This window comes from Microcoleus sp. S28C3 (genome assembly GCF_036700785.1).
In the GTDB taxonomy this organism is placed as follows: domain Bacteria; phylum Cyanobacteriota; class Cyanobacteriia; order Cyanobacteriales; family Microcoleaceae; genus Microcoleus; species Microcoleus asticus.
In genome coordinates, this window is the sequence record NZ_JAUBPO010000007.1 from 69,909 (window position 1) to 86,575 (window position 16,667).

Here is a 16,667-nt window from a genome sequence, read left to right on the forward strand (position 1 = left end):
GTCAACTGTCAACTATCAACTGTTTAAGCGTGAGGCTAAAACAGCATCTTCCGTTGCATAGTCTAGAAGCCCTATTGCTGAAAATACTTCCGGTGGATTTGCTCGTTCCCAAGTCAGCGTTCGCCTCAACGCTTCATCCCGGTCAATCGGCTCAGTATAGCCTAGTTCCTCGCGAATCCGAGTCGAGTCGATCAGCCACTCCTGCTCAATATTTAGAGCGAGGCGACTCTCTTGAGGCAAGCGAGATTTTGATACAATGACAACCTCACCGTGCCAGCCCACAATTTGTCCGATCGTCCTAATTAACTCTGCTGGAGATAATGCAGATGATTCTGCAACGTTATAGATGCGATTTGTTGCACGTTCATCAGTTACCGCAAGCACAATCGCTGCTGCGACATTCTCAACATAGCCGTAGCTTCCGTGCCAATGAGCATAGCCCTCTTCTAACACAATTACAGGACGGCGATCGTCCATCCGCTTGATGAAAGGGTAGAAGCGATGTTGATAATCTCCCACTCCGTACACCATCGGCAATCGCAGCACGGTACCCGGTAAGCTTGGGTAGCTCATCATGACTCGTTCAACTAGAATTTTGTCGTAGTCTGGCGGGACTTGTGGTTGCATTCCAGCATCCCGATAAGGATATAATTGCGATCGTAACGGTGCATCTTCAGTCAGTGGAACTGTATCGATCGTGCCTGTTTCTCGCCCCCAAAGAATGTCGCGAGCACGGTAAATATCTTGGCTGCTAATTGCCACAACCCGTTGAGCGACTTCCTTAAATGTATCCATTGTGCTTTGGGCATCAGCCTCAGTCAGCGCAATCATATCCACGACTACATCGGGAGCAAGTTGCTCAAAGGTTTGCCGATAATCGGTTAGATTCTGGCGATCGCCCCGAATATGATTAACTTCTAGTGGTAAATTCGCGAGTGTTACTCCTCGATTGAATACGCTGACTTCATGCCCCTTTTTAAGTAATTGCTGAGTAACATAACGACCAATAAACGCAGTGCCTCCAATGACTAAAATCTTCATGAATTGCCTCCTCTAACCGAGATTTCGTAGTGTGAACAGGCTGGAGAATACTTACGGGTGCGATTCTGATTTTTTTAATCCTCATAAATCTCGCCGTTTTTGCGCGTAAAAATCCAACCGTTGTCGCTAGCCTTCGCGATTAAGTCATCATCTGGATAATTAGCCGAATCACCAGCAGTGCGATCGCCAATTTCCAGATAAACAACATCTGAATTCGTGCGGTTGACTAAATGGTGTCCGTCAGCATCCCCAGCCGGAAAACCCGCCGCCATACCCGGTTTCAGCACTTGCTCTCCCGAATTTACAATCAGAGTAACTTCCCCTTCCAGAACATAGATAAACTCATCTTGACGGGAATGCCAGTGCCTGAGAGCAGAACAACTTCCCGGTGCAAGTCTCACCAAATTTACCCCAAAATTCTGCAATCCGGCAGCATCGCCCAAGCGTTTTTTTACTCTCCCCGCCACAGCAGATTTGAATTGCTGAGGGTACTTGGAACCCGTAATTTCCGGCACATTTTCAGGATGGACAATCATATAACAGACCTGACAGCAGTTGTAAATTTTCTCTTTTTTCTCTTCCTTCGCGGTTCGTTTTTCTGTTTTTATTATTACAAAACACGCTTAAATTCAAGATAAATACAATTTTATAGCACTTACCAGCTCCCCGCCACTTTCGCCTCCCACCTCCGACAGTTCCCCCAACTCATTAAGAATGTGTTATAAATATTGAGATTCATTAAGAAATATTGCTCAAATGTTCGTTTCCCCCTCCGGCGTCAGCAAACTCAAAGAATCTTTAAAAGAAAAAGTATTCTTTGGGAATGAGCCAACCCCCGAACTCATAGCCATCTTACTGATTTACTTCGTCCAAGGCATTCTCGGACTCGCCCGCTTAGCCGTCAGCTTCTTTCTCAAAGACGAACTCGGCATGAGTCCGGCAGAAGTCTCGGCAATGCTGGGCGTCGTCGCCCTGCCTTGGATTATCAAACCCGTGTTCGGCTTCATGTCCGATGGCTTGCCGATATTCGGCTACCGCAGACGCCCTTACATCGTCATCTCCGGGCTGCTGGGAACGTCAGCATGGGTGAGCCTCGCCACAATTGTACACACACCGCTTGCCGCTACAGGCGCGATCGCCCTGAGTTCCCTCTCCCTCGCCGTCAGCGACGTAATCGCCGACTCCCTGGTAGTCGAAAGGGCCAGAAAAGAATCCGTTACCGACGCCGGTTCCCTGCAATCCTTGTCTTGGGGCGCTTCAGCCCTCGGCGGACTAATTACCGCCTACCTCAGCGGTTTCCTGCTGCAACACTTCAGCACCCACACCATATTTCTAATCACCGCATCTTTCCCGCTCATTGTCTCAGCAACAGCTTGGTTAATTACCGAAGAAAAAACCAACAAAATAACCGACTTTGAAAGTGTCAAAGACCAATTAAAAAAACTGCGGCAAGCTGTTACCCAAAAATCAATTTGGCTGCCAACCGCCTTTCTCTTCGTCTTGCAAGCCACCCCAAGTTCAGACTCGGCCTTCTTCTTTTTCACCACCAACGAATTAGGCTTTCAACCAGAATTTCTCGGCCGAGTGCGTCTCGTTACCAGCATTGCCGCCCTCGCCGGCGTCTGGCTGTTTCAGCGCTTCCTCAAAACAGTTCCATTTCGAGTAATTTTTGGCTGGTCAACGGTCATGGCGACTGTTTTGGGCATGACTACTTTATTATTAGTAACTCATGCGAACCGAGCTTTAGGAATTGACGATCGATGGTTCAGCATCGGAGACAGCCTGATCCTGACAGTAATCGGACAAATTGCTTATATGCCGGTGCTGATACTCTCCGCCCGCTTGTGTCCCCCAGGCGTCGAAGCAACTTTATTTGCGCTGCTGATGTCAATCATAAATTTAGCAGGACTTTTGTCCCACGAAGGCGGTGCACTTTTGACCCACTTGCTAGGAATTACCGATCGCAATTTCGATAACCTCTGGCTGCTAGTCATCATCACAAACCTGTCCACACTTCTGCCCCTACTGTTCTTAAATTGGCTGCCCGCCGAGAGTACAGAAAGCAACGATCCAAACTCTCAAAAGTCTCTTCCCGTATTAGAACCCGAACTGGGCACTTCCAAACCAGGCGGACAGCATTTCATTCCCGAATACTTTCCCGACTTAGTACCGACAGTAAGGTCACAAAGCCGCACCGCAGATAGCAAATAAAGGCAGGCATATACGGCTTTTGACACGGATATACGGCTGAATTTAACTGTGTTTCCCAATTCTTCGACTTTCACCCTCTCTGCACTCTCTGTGTTCTCTGCGGTTAAATCAATAAAAGCTTATTAGACCCATGCAAAAATTACAGAGTTCCCAACCTCAAACAGCCGCCAAAAAATCATCCTACGATCGCACAGACTGGCAGCGCGGCTACGAATCCCAACCCAACGAGTCCGATTACTGGATTGACGACATAGAAGGCGAAATCCCCGCCGGCTTGCAAGGCACATTCTTTCGCAACGGGCCCGGATTATTAGATGTCAACGGCCAGCGCATCCACCACCCGTTTGACGGCGACGGGATGGTTTGTGCGATCGCAATATCCGAAGGCCGCGCCCATTTCCGCAACCGATTCATACACACAGAAGGCTATCTCGCCGAACAAAAAGCCGGAAAAATCCTCCACCGAGGCGTTTTCGGCACACAGAAACCGGGCGGCTGGCTAGCCAACATCTTTGATGTCAAAATCAAAAACATTGCCAACACCAACATCATTTTTTGGGGCGACAAACTGCTAGCACTTTGGGAAGCAGCACAGCCCTACAGACTAGACCCCCGCAGCCTAGAAACACTCGGCTTAGATACCCTAGACGGCATCTTGGAACCCGGTGAAGCCTTCGCCGCCCACCCGAGAATTGAAAAAGGGAAAAATGGCAAAGGAGACAGATTAGTCAACTTTTCCGTCAAGCCCGGTTTGTCGAGTACCATCACAATTTACGAACTCGACGAAAGCGGTAAACTTTTGCAGCGTCACGCCCATGCAATACCGGGTTTTGCCTTCCTGCACGACATGGTAATTACCCCCAATTACTGCATATTCTTCCAAAATCCCGTCAGCTTCAATCCGCTGCTTTTCTTGTTAGGATTTCGGAGTGCCTCCCAGTGCATTCAATTTTCGCCAAACAAGCCAACGCAAGCAATTTTAATTCCCCGCAACGGCACTGATGAGGTGAAGATATTAGAAACGGAACCTTGTTTTGTCTTCCATCACTGCAACGCATGGGAAGAAGGAGGCGAAGTTTTTGTAGATTCAGTTTGTTACGAATCATTTCCAACTGTAGAAGCAGACGGCGATTTTCGCGAGATTGATTTTGATAGCGTTCCAGCGGGCGAATTGTGGCGCTTTAAGTTAAATTTGCAACACAAAACCGTGCAGCATCAAGTTGTTGAAACTCGGTGCTGCGAGTTTCCAACTTTGCATCCTAATAATGTCGGACAACCTTACCGATATCTTTATATCGGTGCTGCGGATTCTCCCACGGGAAATGCTCCTTTGCAAGCTATCCTCAAAATTGATTTCGTGACTGGTGAAAGGCAAATTTGGAGTGCGGCGCCGCGCGGTTTTGCGGGGGAACCGGTGTTTGTTACCCGTCCCGATGCTGTTGCTGAGGATGACGGCTGGCTGCTGCTTTTAATGTATGATGCAGCTCATCATCGATCGACCTTAGTGATTTTAGATGCTCGCGACATCACCAAAGGGCCCCTAGCGCGCTTGCATTTAAAACAGCACATTCCCTACGGTTTGCACGGCAGTTTTACACCCAATGTACTGCTTCCTATCGGTTCGTAGTTGCGCTACTATGGGCGGGCTCTCCTGCCCACCCCACAAGAAGGAAAATTGAACTCTTGTGGAACAGGCCGGAAAGCCTGTTCCTGAAAATGGTGCAAAATCTCAGTTAAAACTGAGATTTTGCACCATTCTCAATAAGCCTTTTACGAGCGGGCTCTGGGGCCCACGCCACAAGAAATTCACTCTTAGTGCGACAGGCCGGAAAACCTGTTCCTGAAAATGGGGCAAGATGTCAGTTTTCACCGATTTTAGCTATGAGACACAAGTTTTAACCCCTGACGGACTGGCGGACTGGCAGACTGCGGGAAATACTAACAACAAATCAAAATGTAAAATATCCATAATAAATGCAAACTGTCAACAAATTTAAGCTCAAAAAAATACTTATTTTAATTTGCAGCCTCGCCGTAAGTTGGGCAATTATCTTATTTATTTACTCTCACAATGCTAACGCCCAAGAGCCTTACAGACCGTCTCAAGATACCGCTGCGCCCCTCAAAGGCTTGGTAGAAGTCAAAATGGCGGTAATTGCAGTTGATCCCATTAAAAACGAATTAGAAACCCGCTTGCAGTTTGAACTCAAAGGTATTTATAAAAAAGGGCCAACTTACCCGGCTCAAGACTTGTTAATGACAGTTAACGGCGCAAATGTACAGGATTCGGAAATTACCTTTAAAGAAGGCAAACCGATGATTGTCCCTGCATTAAAATTTAACTTAGTCAAGGGAAAAATTAACAATTATCCGTTTGACAAGCACATTGCTAAAGTAGCTATCTCGATCGACCCGCTACCTTCGATTGGTAAAAAGTTTGCTCCTTTTGAACTGAATCCCGTGCCGTTGGAATTTAAGTTTAATGCCGATGTTCCCGGTTTCGACATCAGTTATAAGCCGATGGAAGAGAATTCATCTATCTTTATTTATATCGATGTTTCTGCAACTCGCTCGCTGCCAGTGAAATTCTTTGCCTTAGTGATTATTGTGATCATGTGGGTGCTGTCAACTATGGCACTTTTGCTAGCATTAAAAGTGATGCAATCTGGGAAGTTGCCGGAAGTGGGAATGCTGAGTTGGACTGCTGTGATGCTGTTTGCTTTTCCCGCTATTCGCAATGCTCAACCGGGGGTGCCGCCCGTGGGCACTGCCAGCGATTTCCTTTCGTTTTTTTGGACAGAAATTATAGTTGTGGTGGCCTTAGTTATTATTGGTAGCTGTTGGTTGAAGCGGTATCATCCGCCAAGTGAATGATTTTAGATTTGAAGAATTTACCCCAGAAATAAATCAGGGGGCTTGTACCTCGATACTTTCAATTAACCATCAACAGCCAACAGCCAATAGTCAACACTTAACTAAATTCAAAGATTTAATGTTTGACTTCCAAATTCTCAATATCCTTTGCGGGTACGCCCAAACCTCGCAAGATAGTAAAAGCAATAATTCGATATCCCGACGGATTGGGATGAACTCCATCTGCAGCTAACAAATTCAAAGTTTTACCCGCGTGCTTTTGATACGTGCCGATAACTTCCCGAAACGGTGCATTCAAATCGATAAATAAGCACTGATTCTGCAACGCAATTTCTCGCATCGCGGCAATGTAGTCTTGCAACCTGCGATTTTCTGGGCAGTCGAGAATTTCGCCGATCGGAGTAGGAGAAAGCAGTACAACTCGAATTCCTGCAGCTTTTGCCGCCAGCACCATTTGAGTTATTTTCTCCCGATATTGTGCCAGTGGCACTCCCGTGGGCAACTTGCCTTGCGGATAAAACCGCAGGTTTTGGAAGTCAAAAAAAGCGTGCCAAACGTCGTTGACTCCGACATTAATCATCACTAAATCTGGCTTTTGGTCGATCGCATCTTTCTGGAAGCGCGCTTGCATATCCGTCGCCTTGTTACCGGAGATTCCGGCGTTGACGATTTCAATTTTGCGATCGGGATAAAGGGCATTCAGATACCGTTGCAGCAGCCAAACGTAACCTCCGGGGTATTTTCCGGCCTCGGTGATGCTGTCGCCCACTGTCACAATTTTGCGCCGGCCCGCCAGCACGTTTTGGATTTCTGGCGGCGGCGTTGCTTCGGATACGGATTCTTTAAACACTGGAATTAAAGAGTTAGGAATGTTGAAAGCAATAATAGCAGCAATTAGGGCTGAGGCAAGTCTGATTAAAACTTGCCTCAGCCGGGATTTGGGACGGGGCGATCGGGCATTTGCAGACATAAGGAAGAAGGAAGAATAAAAAAGAGCCTATTTGATGCGTGTCCTCACTTTAATCGTAGATTTTAGCCTGAGTCTTCTGAGAGTGAGCCATCAATTTCGCTATAGTTGCAAACAATCCTGGACTTCGGCGTGAGACGTTCGGCGAGATCGGTCGATTTGCGATCGGTCGAACGCTGAGGAATGACGTTTATTGCAGGTTTGAGTGTTTAGTATTGCAGGTCGCTACATATCCCTGCTAGTCGGTTTAAGGTTTTGCACAAAGTTCATCCACCGCTGAACCTTAGAACCGGTGATGTCTAAAATCGGAATAGAATAGACATCTGATTCAGGAGGGCCGCCCTCAGTATCTTTGGCAATGCTTGTGCGTTCTGGCTTACCTAAGCCGTAGGTTGAAGCCATTTCGCTAGCTAAACTACAGGGAATTCTAAAGTTTCCCATGCGAATACTTCCATTACCTGCTGAATAAACCCATTCATAACCGGAAACGCCTCTAAACTGCTGGCACAAAAAATGGGAAGTTTCAAACATTTTGGCAAGATGAACATCGTAGAAACGAAGCTTGCCACCGTAAGCCGGTTGAGTTGTATCTCGATTGGGTGCAGTAAGTTGCATGAGGACAAAGCCTCCCCTAGCTTCTGTCCCACCATACCGAATGCTCAGCGGCACCTGGGTGCTTTCTTGAGCCAGGATGATGTTAACCTTTTGAGTAAATTTAGCGCTGTCAGCCTCAGCAATTGTTTCGCTACCCAAGTAAGTAGGAGCAGAAAAAGCGAGGTTTGCAGGCAGTAATATAACCGCACAGGTTATTAGTTTTGCCAAATTGTGGCGCTCTGCTTTTTTGGCGATCGCGTATGTTTTTCTTAGCACAGTTCGATAAGATGACCCTCCAGCAGCACAACCGTATTATAATTACCCTCCTCAATAAATTTCGTTTTTGCGATCGCATCTATCGCGCGATCGCTCAAAATTCAAAATGTCAAATTAAAATTGTACCGCTCGATAACTGAGCGCAATGGTAAGCAAAGCCGATGCCGCCAGCGCCGCAGCCGTCCGAACATGATTCCAGAACGTCCATTCGGTAAGGTATCTAGCCCATAGGCCCGCACCGTCAGTGCTGCTTGGCTCGACAGTCGCCAGCGCATCATTTAGCGGCACATTGAACGCGATCGTCACTCCTACAGTACCCACAAGATAGAGTAGGCTGCCAAGGAGTAAGTAAGCGGCACCGGGTTGGTGCCACTTTAACAGCGAGGAGATAGCAAGAAAGATGCAAGCAACAGCCGTTGCGAATAGCGCCGTCATAAACAACGGATTAATCGCCGTTATATTGATGGCTTGCATGGCGGCAATACCCTGTGCTGGTTGGAGTCGGGCAAGGGCTTTCATCACAAATGTCGAGAAGGCGAAGAAGACTCCAGCAATCAGCCCGCAGCCTAGTGCCGAGAAAAGCTTCAATGTGAAAACCGAGTAGTCAACCATTGCCATAAAACCTCCTGCGAATTAATGTCCAATGCCTTGTTAGTGCATTGTGTCGTTGTATTTTTAACCTTGATATTGAGCCGAGAAACTTGACGTAAAGTGGACAGGGTGGAAAGCAAACCGCAAATAAAAGTTAAGTTCTCAACCACTACCATGCTCTTATTAAGAGCTAAAAGCAATCTAGCAGAGAGTTAAGGACTAAATCACTTACCACTTAAAAAATGTGGCTGATTTTGATTGTCAATGCTATACTACTTCGTAGTAGCTAAAAGCTTAGGGATTCCAGCACTCCCTGCTTGACCAAAAGCAGGTGTTACTATTCAAACTTAGCACTCACAGACAACGTAACCTCCGGGGTATTTTCCTGCCTCGGTGATGCTGTCGCCCACTGTCACAATTTTGCGCCGGCCGGCGAGAACCTTCTGGATTTCTGGCGGCGGCGTTGCTTCGGATACGGATTCTTTAAACACGGGAATTAAGGAGTGAGGAATGTTGAAGGCGATAACAGCAGCAGCAATTACGGCGATCGCAAGTCTGATTAACACTGACCTTAGCCGGGGTGTGGCATGAGGCGATCGCGCATTGGGAGACACTACGCAGTTTCCGTCTAAAAGTAGAACTATTTATGTCGGCAATAATCATATCCACTTTCGGAGTTTTTGTCACTTATTTTAATAAGTCAGTCCTGGACGAAAAAAAGCAACGTTTTGACGCCTAATCGGAAGTTATAAGCTTTAACCCAGAAACCTGATTCTTGACCCCGTATGGGTAAGTTTTATACGACGTGAAGTTACTTAGGTTTTTGTCGCCCACATCTCTCGGTGTAATTGCCATCACAAAAAAGCTCCCAAAATATCACATGATTTTTGCTACTTACAGCACAACTTTAGAAGGGAAGCGCGGTTTATAATAATCTTGATAAGTTCAGGAAACAAGTTTTCATCCGAGGTTAAAGCAATGGTAGCAAATTCAAATTTTTTATATCCTCAAAATCGCTATTACGGTGAAGTAAAGCCAGAGAATGTGGTATTTAATGCGAATTTACAAGAGTTTTCTCAGCGGGTGGGTTACATCAGCTCCTTGACATCTAACGGTAAAATCTCTGTGGAACAGGCATTTACTCAGATCCAAACACTGTGGGAACAGGTGGAAAAGTCGAAAACGCAGTTGGGAATTGGCGAAAATCCATTTTCAGCTTGAATAATTAGCGGTTGGCTTTGACGTTGGTTTACGCACCATAGATGCCGATCGATTATTCCACAGCTTAAGATAAAAAAGTTGCTAGTGGCGATCGACCTTTTTGCCTATGAGTTCCGACCTAGTTCCTCTCCTTCCCAAAGTATCCGTCGGCCGCCGCGCCGCGGCCCTCTGCATCGACGGAATCGCTGTTTGGCTGCCCAGTTTGCTTCTGGGCACTAATGCGATCGTCCAAACCATATTTTTTGTCCTGCTGTGGCTGATAATGCGGGTAGCCATCGTCAGGAAAAACAAAGGTCAAAGTCTCGGGCGCTGGGCTTTAGACATGAAAATTGCCGATACCCGATTCCAACGGACTCCCGGAGTGCAAGAACTGTGCAAGCGCGAGGCATTGCTGGGCATTTGCGCTGGCTTAGCCTTCGCAGGTATAGCTGGGCTCACATCTACCAACGCCGCCGTCTTGCTGCTGATGCTGCCCCTGGCGATCGACTGTAGCGTTGCCCTCACCTCCGCCGAAAGGTTTCCCCAAGCTTTCCACGATCGCATCGGGGGGACGATCGTCGTCGGAACCCGCCGCGGCTACTCCCTAGACATCAAAGTTAGAAGATTGCTTGACCAAGTGCAGAGCAATGTGAGAAGATAATAAATTGTGTTTAAATTAGTCGAAATTTATTTAGAATTATGGCTAAAGGCGTCCGCATCATAATTACTCTAGAGTGTACTGAGTGCCGTACAAACGTAAGCAAACGCTCAAAAGGCGTGTCTCGGTACACCACCACAAAGAACCGCCGCAACACGACGGCGCGGCTGGAACTCAAAAAGTTCTGCCCCCATTGCAACAGGCACACTGCCCACAAAGAGATCAAGTAGTGATTAGTCATTAGTCCTTAGTCATCAGTCATCAGTCATCAGTTGTTGGCAATTGATATTGAACCCGCCCAAAAACGGGTAAAAGCCCCCGACAATCCTGAGTGGAGAGCGCAAAATTTTAGACGAAGGTTCAAGCTCCCAGATTCATTTGTGGAGTCAATCTAAAATCTAAAATCTAAAATCGACTCACCCGCGAAAAGCAGATAACTAACAAATGCTTTACTGACGGCTAGCAACTAACGGCTAATAACTAAAAACTAACAGTCAACAGTCAACAGTCAACAGTCAACAAACAACAAACCATGACTTACTTTCGCCGGCGCGTTTCGCCCATCAAACCAGGAGACCCGATCGACTACAAAGATGTCGATTTGCTCAAAAAATACGTCACAGAACGCGGTAAAATTTTGCCCCGCCGGATTACCGGTTTGACGGCAAAACAGCAGCGAGACCTGACCAGAAGCATCAAAAGAGCAAGAATTGTAGCTTTGATGCCCTTCGTAAACCAAGAAGGTTAACAGGATTTGGGATTTTGGGTTTTAGATTTTGGACTGGGAATAAGACTTGCGCGAAAACAACGTCTTTCTGCTATTAAGAGGGCAGCAAGAATGCAGCGAAGTAATCGCGAAATAGGGTTGAGAGTCGCCGCAGCGCAAGTCTTAATCCAAAGTCAAAAGTTAAAAAATAAGAAAGAAAAAGAACAACTTTTTATTAGATTTTAACTGTCACAATTGACCATAAAAATTGCCAAGATCCAAAATCTAAAATCGCAAGCTCGAAACTCGATAAGTGGCTACTGTAAAAATCCAAAATCTCAAATATAAAGCTGGCAAGTGGAGAAGGGAACCTTAGTAGAATTTAGAGTGCACGGCGACCGCCGTCTGGCAGTTGCCGATCGCCCCGACGGCAAGAAAAACTGGATCGTGGTAGACGAAAACGGTCAACCGCACAGCATACCGCCCAAACAAATTAGCTACGAAGCAGTCGGAGAAACTTACAAACCCTCCGACATTCCCAAATTTCTCAAAGAAGTAGAAGCCTACTCAGATCCGTCGAGTTTGGAAGTAGCTTGGGAACTCCTAGTCGGCGACGGAGAAACGACAGATCCCGAATCCCTGGCAATGCTGTTATTTTCCGAACGCAGTGCGGCCCAGTGTTACGCGGCTTACTGTTTGCTATCAACAGATAAATTGTATTTCAAACAAAAGGGCGATCGCTACGAACCGCGACCGGCCGCCCAAGTAGCCGAAATCAAACACCAGCAAGAAGTAGAACAGCAGCGACACCAAGAATCCCAAGGATTTTGGGATCGAGTCAAACAGCGGCTGGCAGGAAAAAATGTAGATTGGGAACACAGCGATCGAACTCGCCTCGACGCCCTGGAACGCTTTGCCCTCCTCGGAGAAGAAGCAACGCACCGCACCCCGGCTTTAGAAACTTTAGCCAGCTTAGAACGCTCCGAAAACTCCGAAGCAGCCTTTGGGCTCCTAGTCGATCTCGGCCTCTGGAGTACCCACGAAAACCTGTTTTTGCGGCGCAGCCAAATTCCCCTACAATTCTCCGCAAAGGTATTAGAAGTGGCCCAACGCTGCCTAGAAAATCCCCCAACCGACTCCGACACAAATCGTCTCGATTTAACTCACCTCAAGGTTTACACGATCGACGACGAAAGCACCACCGAAATCGACGACGGCCTCAGCTTAGAATTCCTCGAAAACGGTCAGCAGCGACTCTGGATACACATCGCCGATCCCACCCGCTTGCTTTCCCCCGGAGACGAACTAGACCTCGAAGCCAGAAAGCGCACCACTACAGTTTATCTGCCCACGGGAATGATTCCCATGTTTCCCCCAGCTTTGGCAACCGGGCCGATGAGTTTAATTCAAGGTAAAGAGTGCAGCGCGCTCAGCTTCAGCGTCACCTTAGACGAAATCGGCGCGGCTCAAGATTACAGCATCCACATCAGCACCATAAAACCCACCTACCGCTTGACCTACGATGACGTAGACGAAATGCTGGAGTTGGGAATCGAAGCAGAACCCGAAATAGCAGCGATCGCACAAGCGGCAAAACTGCGGCAAAAATGGCGGGAAGCCCAAGGCGCAATCAGCATTTTCATGCCCGAATCCGTCATCAAAGTCAACGGCGACGACATCAAAATCCACGTCATCGACGACTCCACAGCCCGGATGCTAGTAGCCGAAATGATGATTTTAGCCGGCGAACTAGCCGCCCGCTACGGTCAAGCTCACAGCCTGCCCATACCATACCGCTATCAGCCACAGCCCGAACTCCCTCCCGATGAAGAACTGCTGGCCGTGCCTGCTGGCCCCGCCCGCGCTTGCGCCGTGCGCCGCTGTATGCCCCGCAGCGAAATGGGCCTCACCCCCGGACGCCACGCCGGCTTGGGTTTGGAATTATACACTCAAGTTACTTCTCCGATCCGCCGCTATACCGACTTGCTGACTCACTTCCAAATCAAAGCCCACCTGCGCGGCGAACCCCTACCTTTTACGGCTGAAGAAATACAGGACATTGTGATGTGTCTCGGCACCGCAGTTAAAGAAGCATCCACTGTCGAACGCCAAACTAACCGCTATTGGGGATTGGAATATTTGCGGCGCAACCCAGACGAAGTTTGGGAAGCTTTAATGCTGCGCTGGTTGAGGGAAGACAGCAATCTCGGATTGATTTTATTGGAAGAGTTGGGTTTAGAATTGGCAATGCGATTTGGTCGATCGGTCGCCATAGGCGATCGGCTAGAAGTCAAAGTCACTCACTGCGATCCGCGATCGGATGTCATTAACTTCCAAGAAATGATCTTTGAAGCTGCACAATAGGATTTGAGATTTGAGATTTTAGACTGCAAAAATCTGCGTTGAAGGCTGAAACTGAGGATAAATCTCGTTTTTAGTCGAGTTTCTGACCGAAAGCATCCAGGATACAAGCCCCCGGATTCATCCGTCCAGAAATAAAAAACCTGTATCCGATGAAACTTGCCCCCCGAATTTATCCGTGGGGTCAATGCTTCAATTCTTTAATCTAAAATCTAAAATCCAAAATCTAAAATCGATTGACCCCCTCGCATCCCCCTTGTCAAGGGCAGGGGGTAAAAAAGATGATGGGTTCATATCTAGTCCTGTAAAATAATCGTAATTCTTGTCAGGGCGGGTTCACCCCCGATCTGTAATATCAGCCAGAAATCCCGTAAACCCGCCCCGACCAAAATATTGTGGTCGATCGATTGGACATGATATCTAATCCAAGACGGGTAATACTTTTGACGTTAAGTTGACACGCTTTGTTATCTCCTCTCTTCCTGTGTTTCCTTTGCGTGCTCTGCGGTTAATAAAAAAAACTTCAGCATTGTAAAAATTGGAAGTTTTTACCGCAGCCTAGTAATCTAAAATCTAAAATTTAAAATTTAAAATCGCAAAATGCCCAATTCAATTAGCCAAGTTCAGCCGCCGCTGGAATTCATACCCCCAGCCTACAACCCGCTAGTGATGCAAGGTTGTAAGCAAATACTCCCCTGGTGGCTGCGATTTCGGACGAATATCAGCCACATCCAAGCCGAAAACGTCGAAACCCTCGCCGAACTATTCCACCAATTTCAAAATCAGAAAGTTCGCTTCTTGCTAGCCTTCCGCCACCCCAACTCAGACGATCCGTACTGTTTGGGACAACTAATTTGGAAACTCGTTCCCCAGGCGGCGCGGGCAAAAGGCATTCCCCTAAAATTCCCGGTACATTCCCACTTTATCTACGATCGCGGCATTCCCCTGTGGGCCGGTGCGGGCGTCGGCTGGTTGTATTCCCACCTCGGCGGCACTCCGATTGTTCGCGGAAAAATCGATCGCCTCGGATTGCGATCTGGCCGCAATTTATTTGCCAACAGCCAATTCCCGATCGCCGCCGCCCCAGAAGGCGCCACCAACGGTCACAATGAGATAGTTAGCCCCCTCGAACCGGGAATTGCTCAAATGGGCTTCTGGTGCGTTGAAGATTTGCTAAAAGCCGGGCGCACTGAAAAAGTTTTAATTGTGCCGATCGGCATTCAATACCGCTATGTCAACCCACCTTGGCAACCCCTAGAAAAACTTTTAACTCAATTAGAAATTGATTGCGGACTGCCACCCTTAGATCGCACCGAGATCGCCAACTTAGAGACCGCCAATCCCGATTCCGAAAACCCTAATCACAAATTCCAATATCTGCGCCTTATCCGACTGGGCGGTCATTTGCTAGCAGTGATGGAAGAGTTTTACAGCCGTTTTTATCATAAAACATTACAGCCACAAACATCTATTTTAACATCGTTATCGCTCCCAGAAAAAACTGCAAACGATTCGGGCAATGAAGTAATGATCGCTCGACTGAAAGCACTGTTAGACGTGGCTTTGCAAGTAGCAGAAGAATATTTTAATTTAAAGCCAAAAGGCAGTTTAATAGACCGCTGCCGCCGTCTGGAACAAGCAGGCTGGGACTATATTTATCGAGAAGATATCAAAAATATTGCAGCACTTTCTCCCTTAGAAAGAGGATTAGCAGATCGCCTCGCTGAAGAAGCAAGTCTTCGGATGTGGCACATGAGACTTGTAGAAAGTTTCGTGTCCGTCACGGGCAGGTACGTCGAAGAAAAGCTGACAGCAGAACGTTTGGCAGAAACAACTTTACTGCTGTGGGACGTACTGGCTCGCATCAAAGGGGGAAATCCTTTCGGCCGACCGAAGTTGGGCAAACAGCAAGTACAAATGACCGTGGGCGAACCGATATCAGTGGGCGATCGCTGGGAGGGATATCAAACCAGCCGCAGGTTAGCAGTGGCAGAACTCACTCAAGACTTGCAATCAGCTTTAGAAAGAATGATTAAATCTTAATTAGTCCGATCGGGAAGATGTTCAAGGGAAGAAGGAAGAGGTTCGAGGGAACAAGGAATATATATTTTTCTTTCCTACCTTTTTCTTTTGTGAAGTGTAAACACATTGTTATAGACTTTTGGAATAGGTCTAATGAACCGCCAACGCTCGCTCGACAATGAACCAATAAAAAATACCAATGACTAACCAACCTATCGATTTGTCTACTAACTCAATTAAGGTAAAACTGCTGAATTATTTAGCGCAGGAATTGCTCACGCCGCTCACTTCTGTTCTCGGCATGGCAAGCGTGTTGAAACAAGAAATTTATGGCCCCTTAACGAGCAAGCAAAAAGAATATATTGATGTGATCCAAGACAGCAGCCGATCTTTGCGATCGCTAGTTGAAGAAATTTTGGAACTGGCAGAACTAGATGATTCCGCTTTCACGTTGAAGCGAACCGCAGTCGATATAGAAACTTTGTGCCAGCAGGTTGTGACAATCTTGTTGCCTGCGGCAAGTAGGCGAGAGCAAGAAATTAATTTGTCGATGGGGCCCGGGCCGCGCATCTGGTTGGTCGATAAAGATAAGGTTCAGCAAATGCTGCACCACTTAATTTTTAGCATTATTCAATCTGCTGGGGCAGGCAGCGTGATTCGAGTCCACGTTTCTCGGAAAGAAGACGGTATCAACATCGGAGTTTGGGTTTTTCATCCTTGGTTGGGAGAAAGTTTGCCCCATGCTAAACTCTACACCGACTACTTGTTGAAGGTCGGATCGGGTAGCGGTTCGCCGTCGAACTCCGAAACTGACTCCCCCGGAGAACCGCAACTCCCGACACAGGGTTCGCAGCGATTAACGCTGGCGTTTTCTGAGTTGGCGGGTTTGGTGGCCCAGAATGCCGAGGATACCGCACCGGTGTTAGCTGGTTACGGGGCCAGGGAACGCTTGGGGCTGCTGCTTTGCTGCCAATTGGTGGAAATTCAAGGCGGTCAACTCTCGATTCAAGGGGCCCCGGAATCTGGATATCGCTACGTGCTCTGGCTCCCCTGCACCAATGCTACGGAATTGTTGGAAGGCTAAAGAAGGAAGAAGGAAGAAGGAAGAAGGAAGAAGGAAGAGGGAAGAAGGAAGAAGGAAGAGGCAGTGTACAGGACGTAACTGC

Annotated in this window: 16 protein-coding genes; 10 read left to right on the forward strand and 6 right to left on the reverse strand. The window is 47.5% G+C overall.

The features are described from left to right. Positions 1-15: 15 nt before the first annotated feature. Together QUA13_RS04025 and QUA13_RS04030 are read right to left on the reverse strand one after the other, a co-directional pair. A complete protein-coding gene (locus tag QUA13_RS04025) occupies positions 16-1,041 on the reverse strand; it encodes an NAD-dependent epimerase/dehydratase family protein (RefSeq protein ID WP_333196816.1) in 1,026 nt (341 codons plus the stop codon). Positions 1,042-1,115: 74 nt separating this feature from the next. Next, positions 1,116-1,577: a cupin domain-containing protein gene (locus tag QUA13_RS04030; protein WP_333196818.1), complete on the reverse strand. Its 462-nt coding sequence runs from the start codon at positions 1,575-1,577 to the stop codon at positions 1,116-1,118. A 220-nt stretch (positions 1,578-1,797) separates the two neighbouring features. Between QUA13_RS04030 and QUA13_RS04035 the strand changes: the two genes are divergently transcribed. The 3 genes from QUA13_RS04035 (at position 1,798) to QUA13_RS04045 (ending at position 6,126) form a co-directional block, all read left to right on the forward strand. Next, on the forward strand, positions 1,798-3,252 hold the full coding sequence (locus QUA13_RS04035; RefSeq protein ID WP_333196819.1) for a folate/biopterin family MFS transporter: 1,455 nt from the start codon (positions 1,798-1,800) through the stop codon (positions 3,250-3,252). Between the two features lie 130 nt (positions 3,253-3,382). Next, entirely contained in the window at positions 3,383-4,879 is a 1,497-nt protein-coding gene (locus QUA13_RS04040; RefSeq protein ID WP_333196822.1) for a carotenoid oxygenase family protein, read from the forward strand. 347 nt (positions 4,880-5,226) lie between these two features. Next, positions 5,227-6,126 carry a DUF4436 family protein gene (locus QUA13_RS04045; protein ID WP_333196823.1) on the forward strand — a complete coding sequence of 300 codons (900 nt, stop codon included), beginning with the start codon at positions 5,227-5,229 and terminating at the stop codon, positions 6,124-6,126. A gap of 115 nt (positions 6,127-6,241) precedes the next feature. Here the strand turns inward: QUA13_RS04045 and QUA13_RS04050 are convergent, their stop codons facing one another. The 4 genes from QUA13_RS04050 to QUA13_RS04065 form a co-directional block, all read right to left on the reverse strand. Beyond that, entirely contained in the window at positions 6,242-6,976 is a 735-nt protein-coding gene (locus tag QUA13_RS04050; RefSeq protein ID WP_333196825.1) for an SGNH/GDSL hydrolase family protein, read from the reverse strand. 342 nt (positions 6,977-7,318) lie between these two features. After that, on the reverse strand, positions 7,319-7,963 hold the full coding sequence (locus QUA13_RS04055) for a hypothetical protein (RefSeq protein WP_333196827.1): 645 nt from the start codon (positions 7,961-7,963) through the stop codon (positions 7,319-7,321). Between the two features lie 114 nt (positions 7,964-8,077). Then, positions 8,078-8,581: an anthrone oxygenase family protein gene (locus tag QUA13_RS04060; protein ID WP_333196830.1), complete on the reverse strand. Its 504-nt coding sequence runs from the start codon at positions 8,579-8,581 to the stop codon at positions 8,078-8,080. Positions 8,582-8,901: 320 nt separating this feature from the next. Next, entirely contained in the window at positions 8,902-9,120 is a 219-nt protein-coding gene (locus tag QUA13_RS04065) for a hypothetical protein (protein WP_333196831.1), read from the reverse strand. A 412-nt stretch (positions 9,121-9,532) separates the two neighbouring features. Here QUA13_RS04065 and QUA13_RS04070 point away from each other — a divergent pair, with 412 nt between their 5' ends. From QUA13_RS04070 to QUA13_RS04100, 7 genes are all read left to right on the forward strand, one after another. Next, the gene (locus tag QUA13_RS04070) at positions 9,533-9,775 is read left to right on the forward strand and encodes a DUF7219 family protein (protein WP_172186752.1); all 243 of its coding nucleotides are present in this window, start codon (positions 9,533-9,535) and stop codon (positions 9,773-9,775) included. A gap of 106 nt (positions 9,776-9,881) precedes the next feature. Beyond that, entirely contained in the window at positions 9,882-10,415 is a 534-nt protein-coding gene (locus QUA13_RS04075; RefSeq protein WP_333190659.1) for an RDD family protein, read from the forward strand. Between the two features lie 38 nt (positions 10,416-10,453). Continuing rightward, a complete protein-coding gene (gene rpmG, locus QUA13_RS04080; RefSeq protein ID WP_172186750.1) occupies positions 10,454-10,642 on the forward strand; it encodes a 50S ribosomal protein L33 in 189 nt (62 codons plus the stop codon). A gap of 302 nt (positions 10,643-10,944) precedes the next feature. Then, positions 10,945-11,160, forward strand: a complete 216-nt coding sequence (rpsR, locus tag QUA13_RS04085; RefSeq protein ID WP_006631377.1) for a 30S ribosomal protein S18 — start codon at positions 10,945-10,947, stop codon at positions 11,158-11,160. 315 nt (positions 11,161-11,475) lie between these two features. Then, a complete protein-coding gene (locus QUA13_RS04090) occupies positions 11,476-13,482 on the forward strand; it encodes a ribonuclease R family protein (RefSeq protein WP_333196834.1) in 2,007 nt (668 codons plus the stop codon). A gap of 597 nt (positions 13,483-14,079) precedes the next feature. Then, entirely contained in the window at positions 14,080-15,522 is a 1,443-nt protein-coding gene (locus tag QUA13_RS04095) for a 1-acyl-sn-glycerol-3-phosphate acyltransferase (protein ID WP_333196836.1), read from the forward strand. A 178-nt stretch (positions 15,523-15,700) separates the two neighbouring features. Continuing rightward, positions 15,701-16,585, forward strand: a complete 885-nt coding sequence (locus QUA13_RS04100) for a sensor histidine kinase (RefSeq protein ID WP_172186747.1) — start codon at positions 15,701-15,703, stop codon at positions 16,583-16,585. The last annotated feature ends 82 nt before the right edge of the window (positions 16,586-16,667 follow it).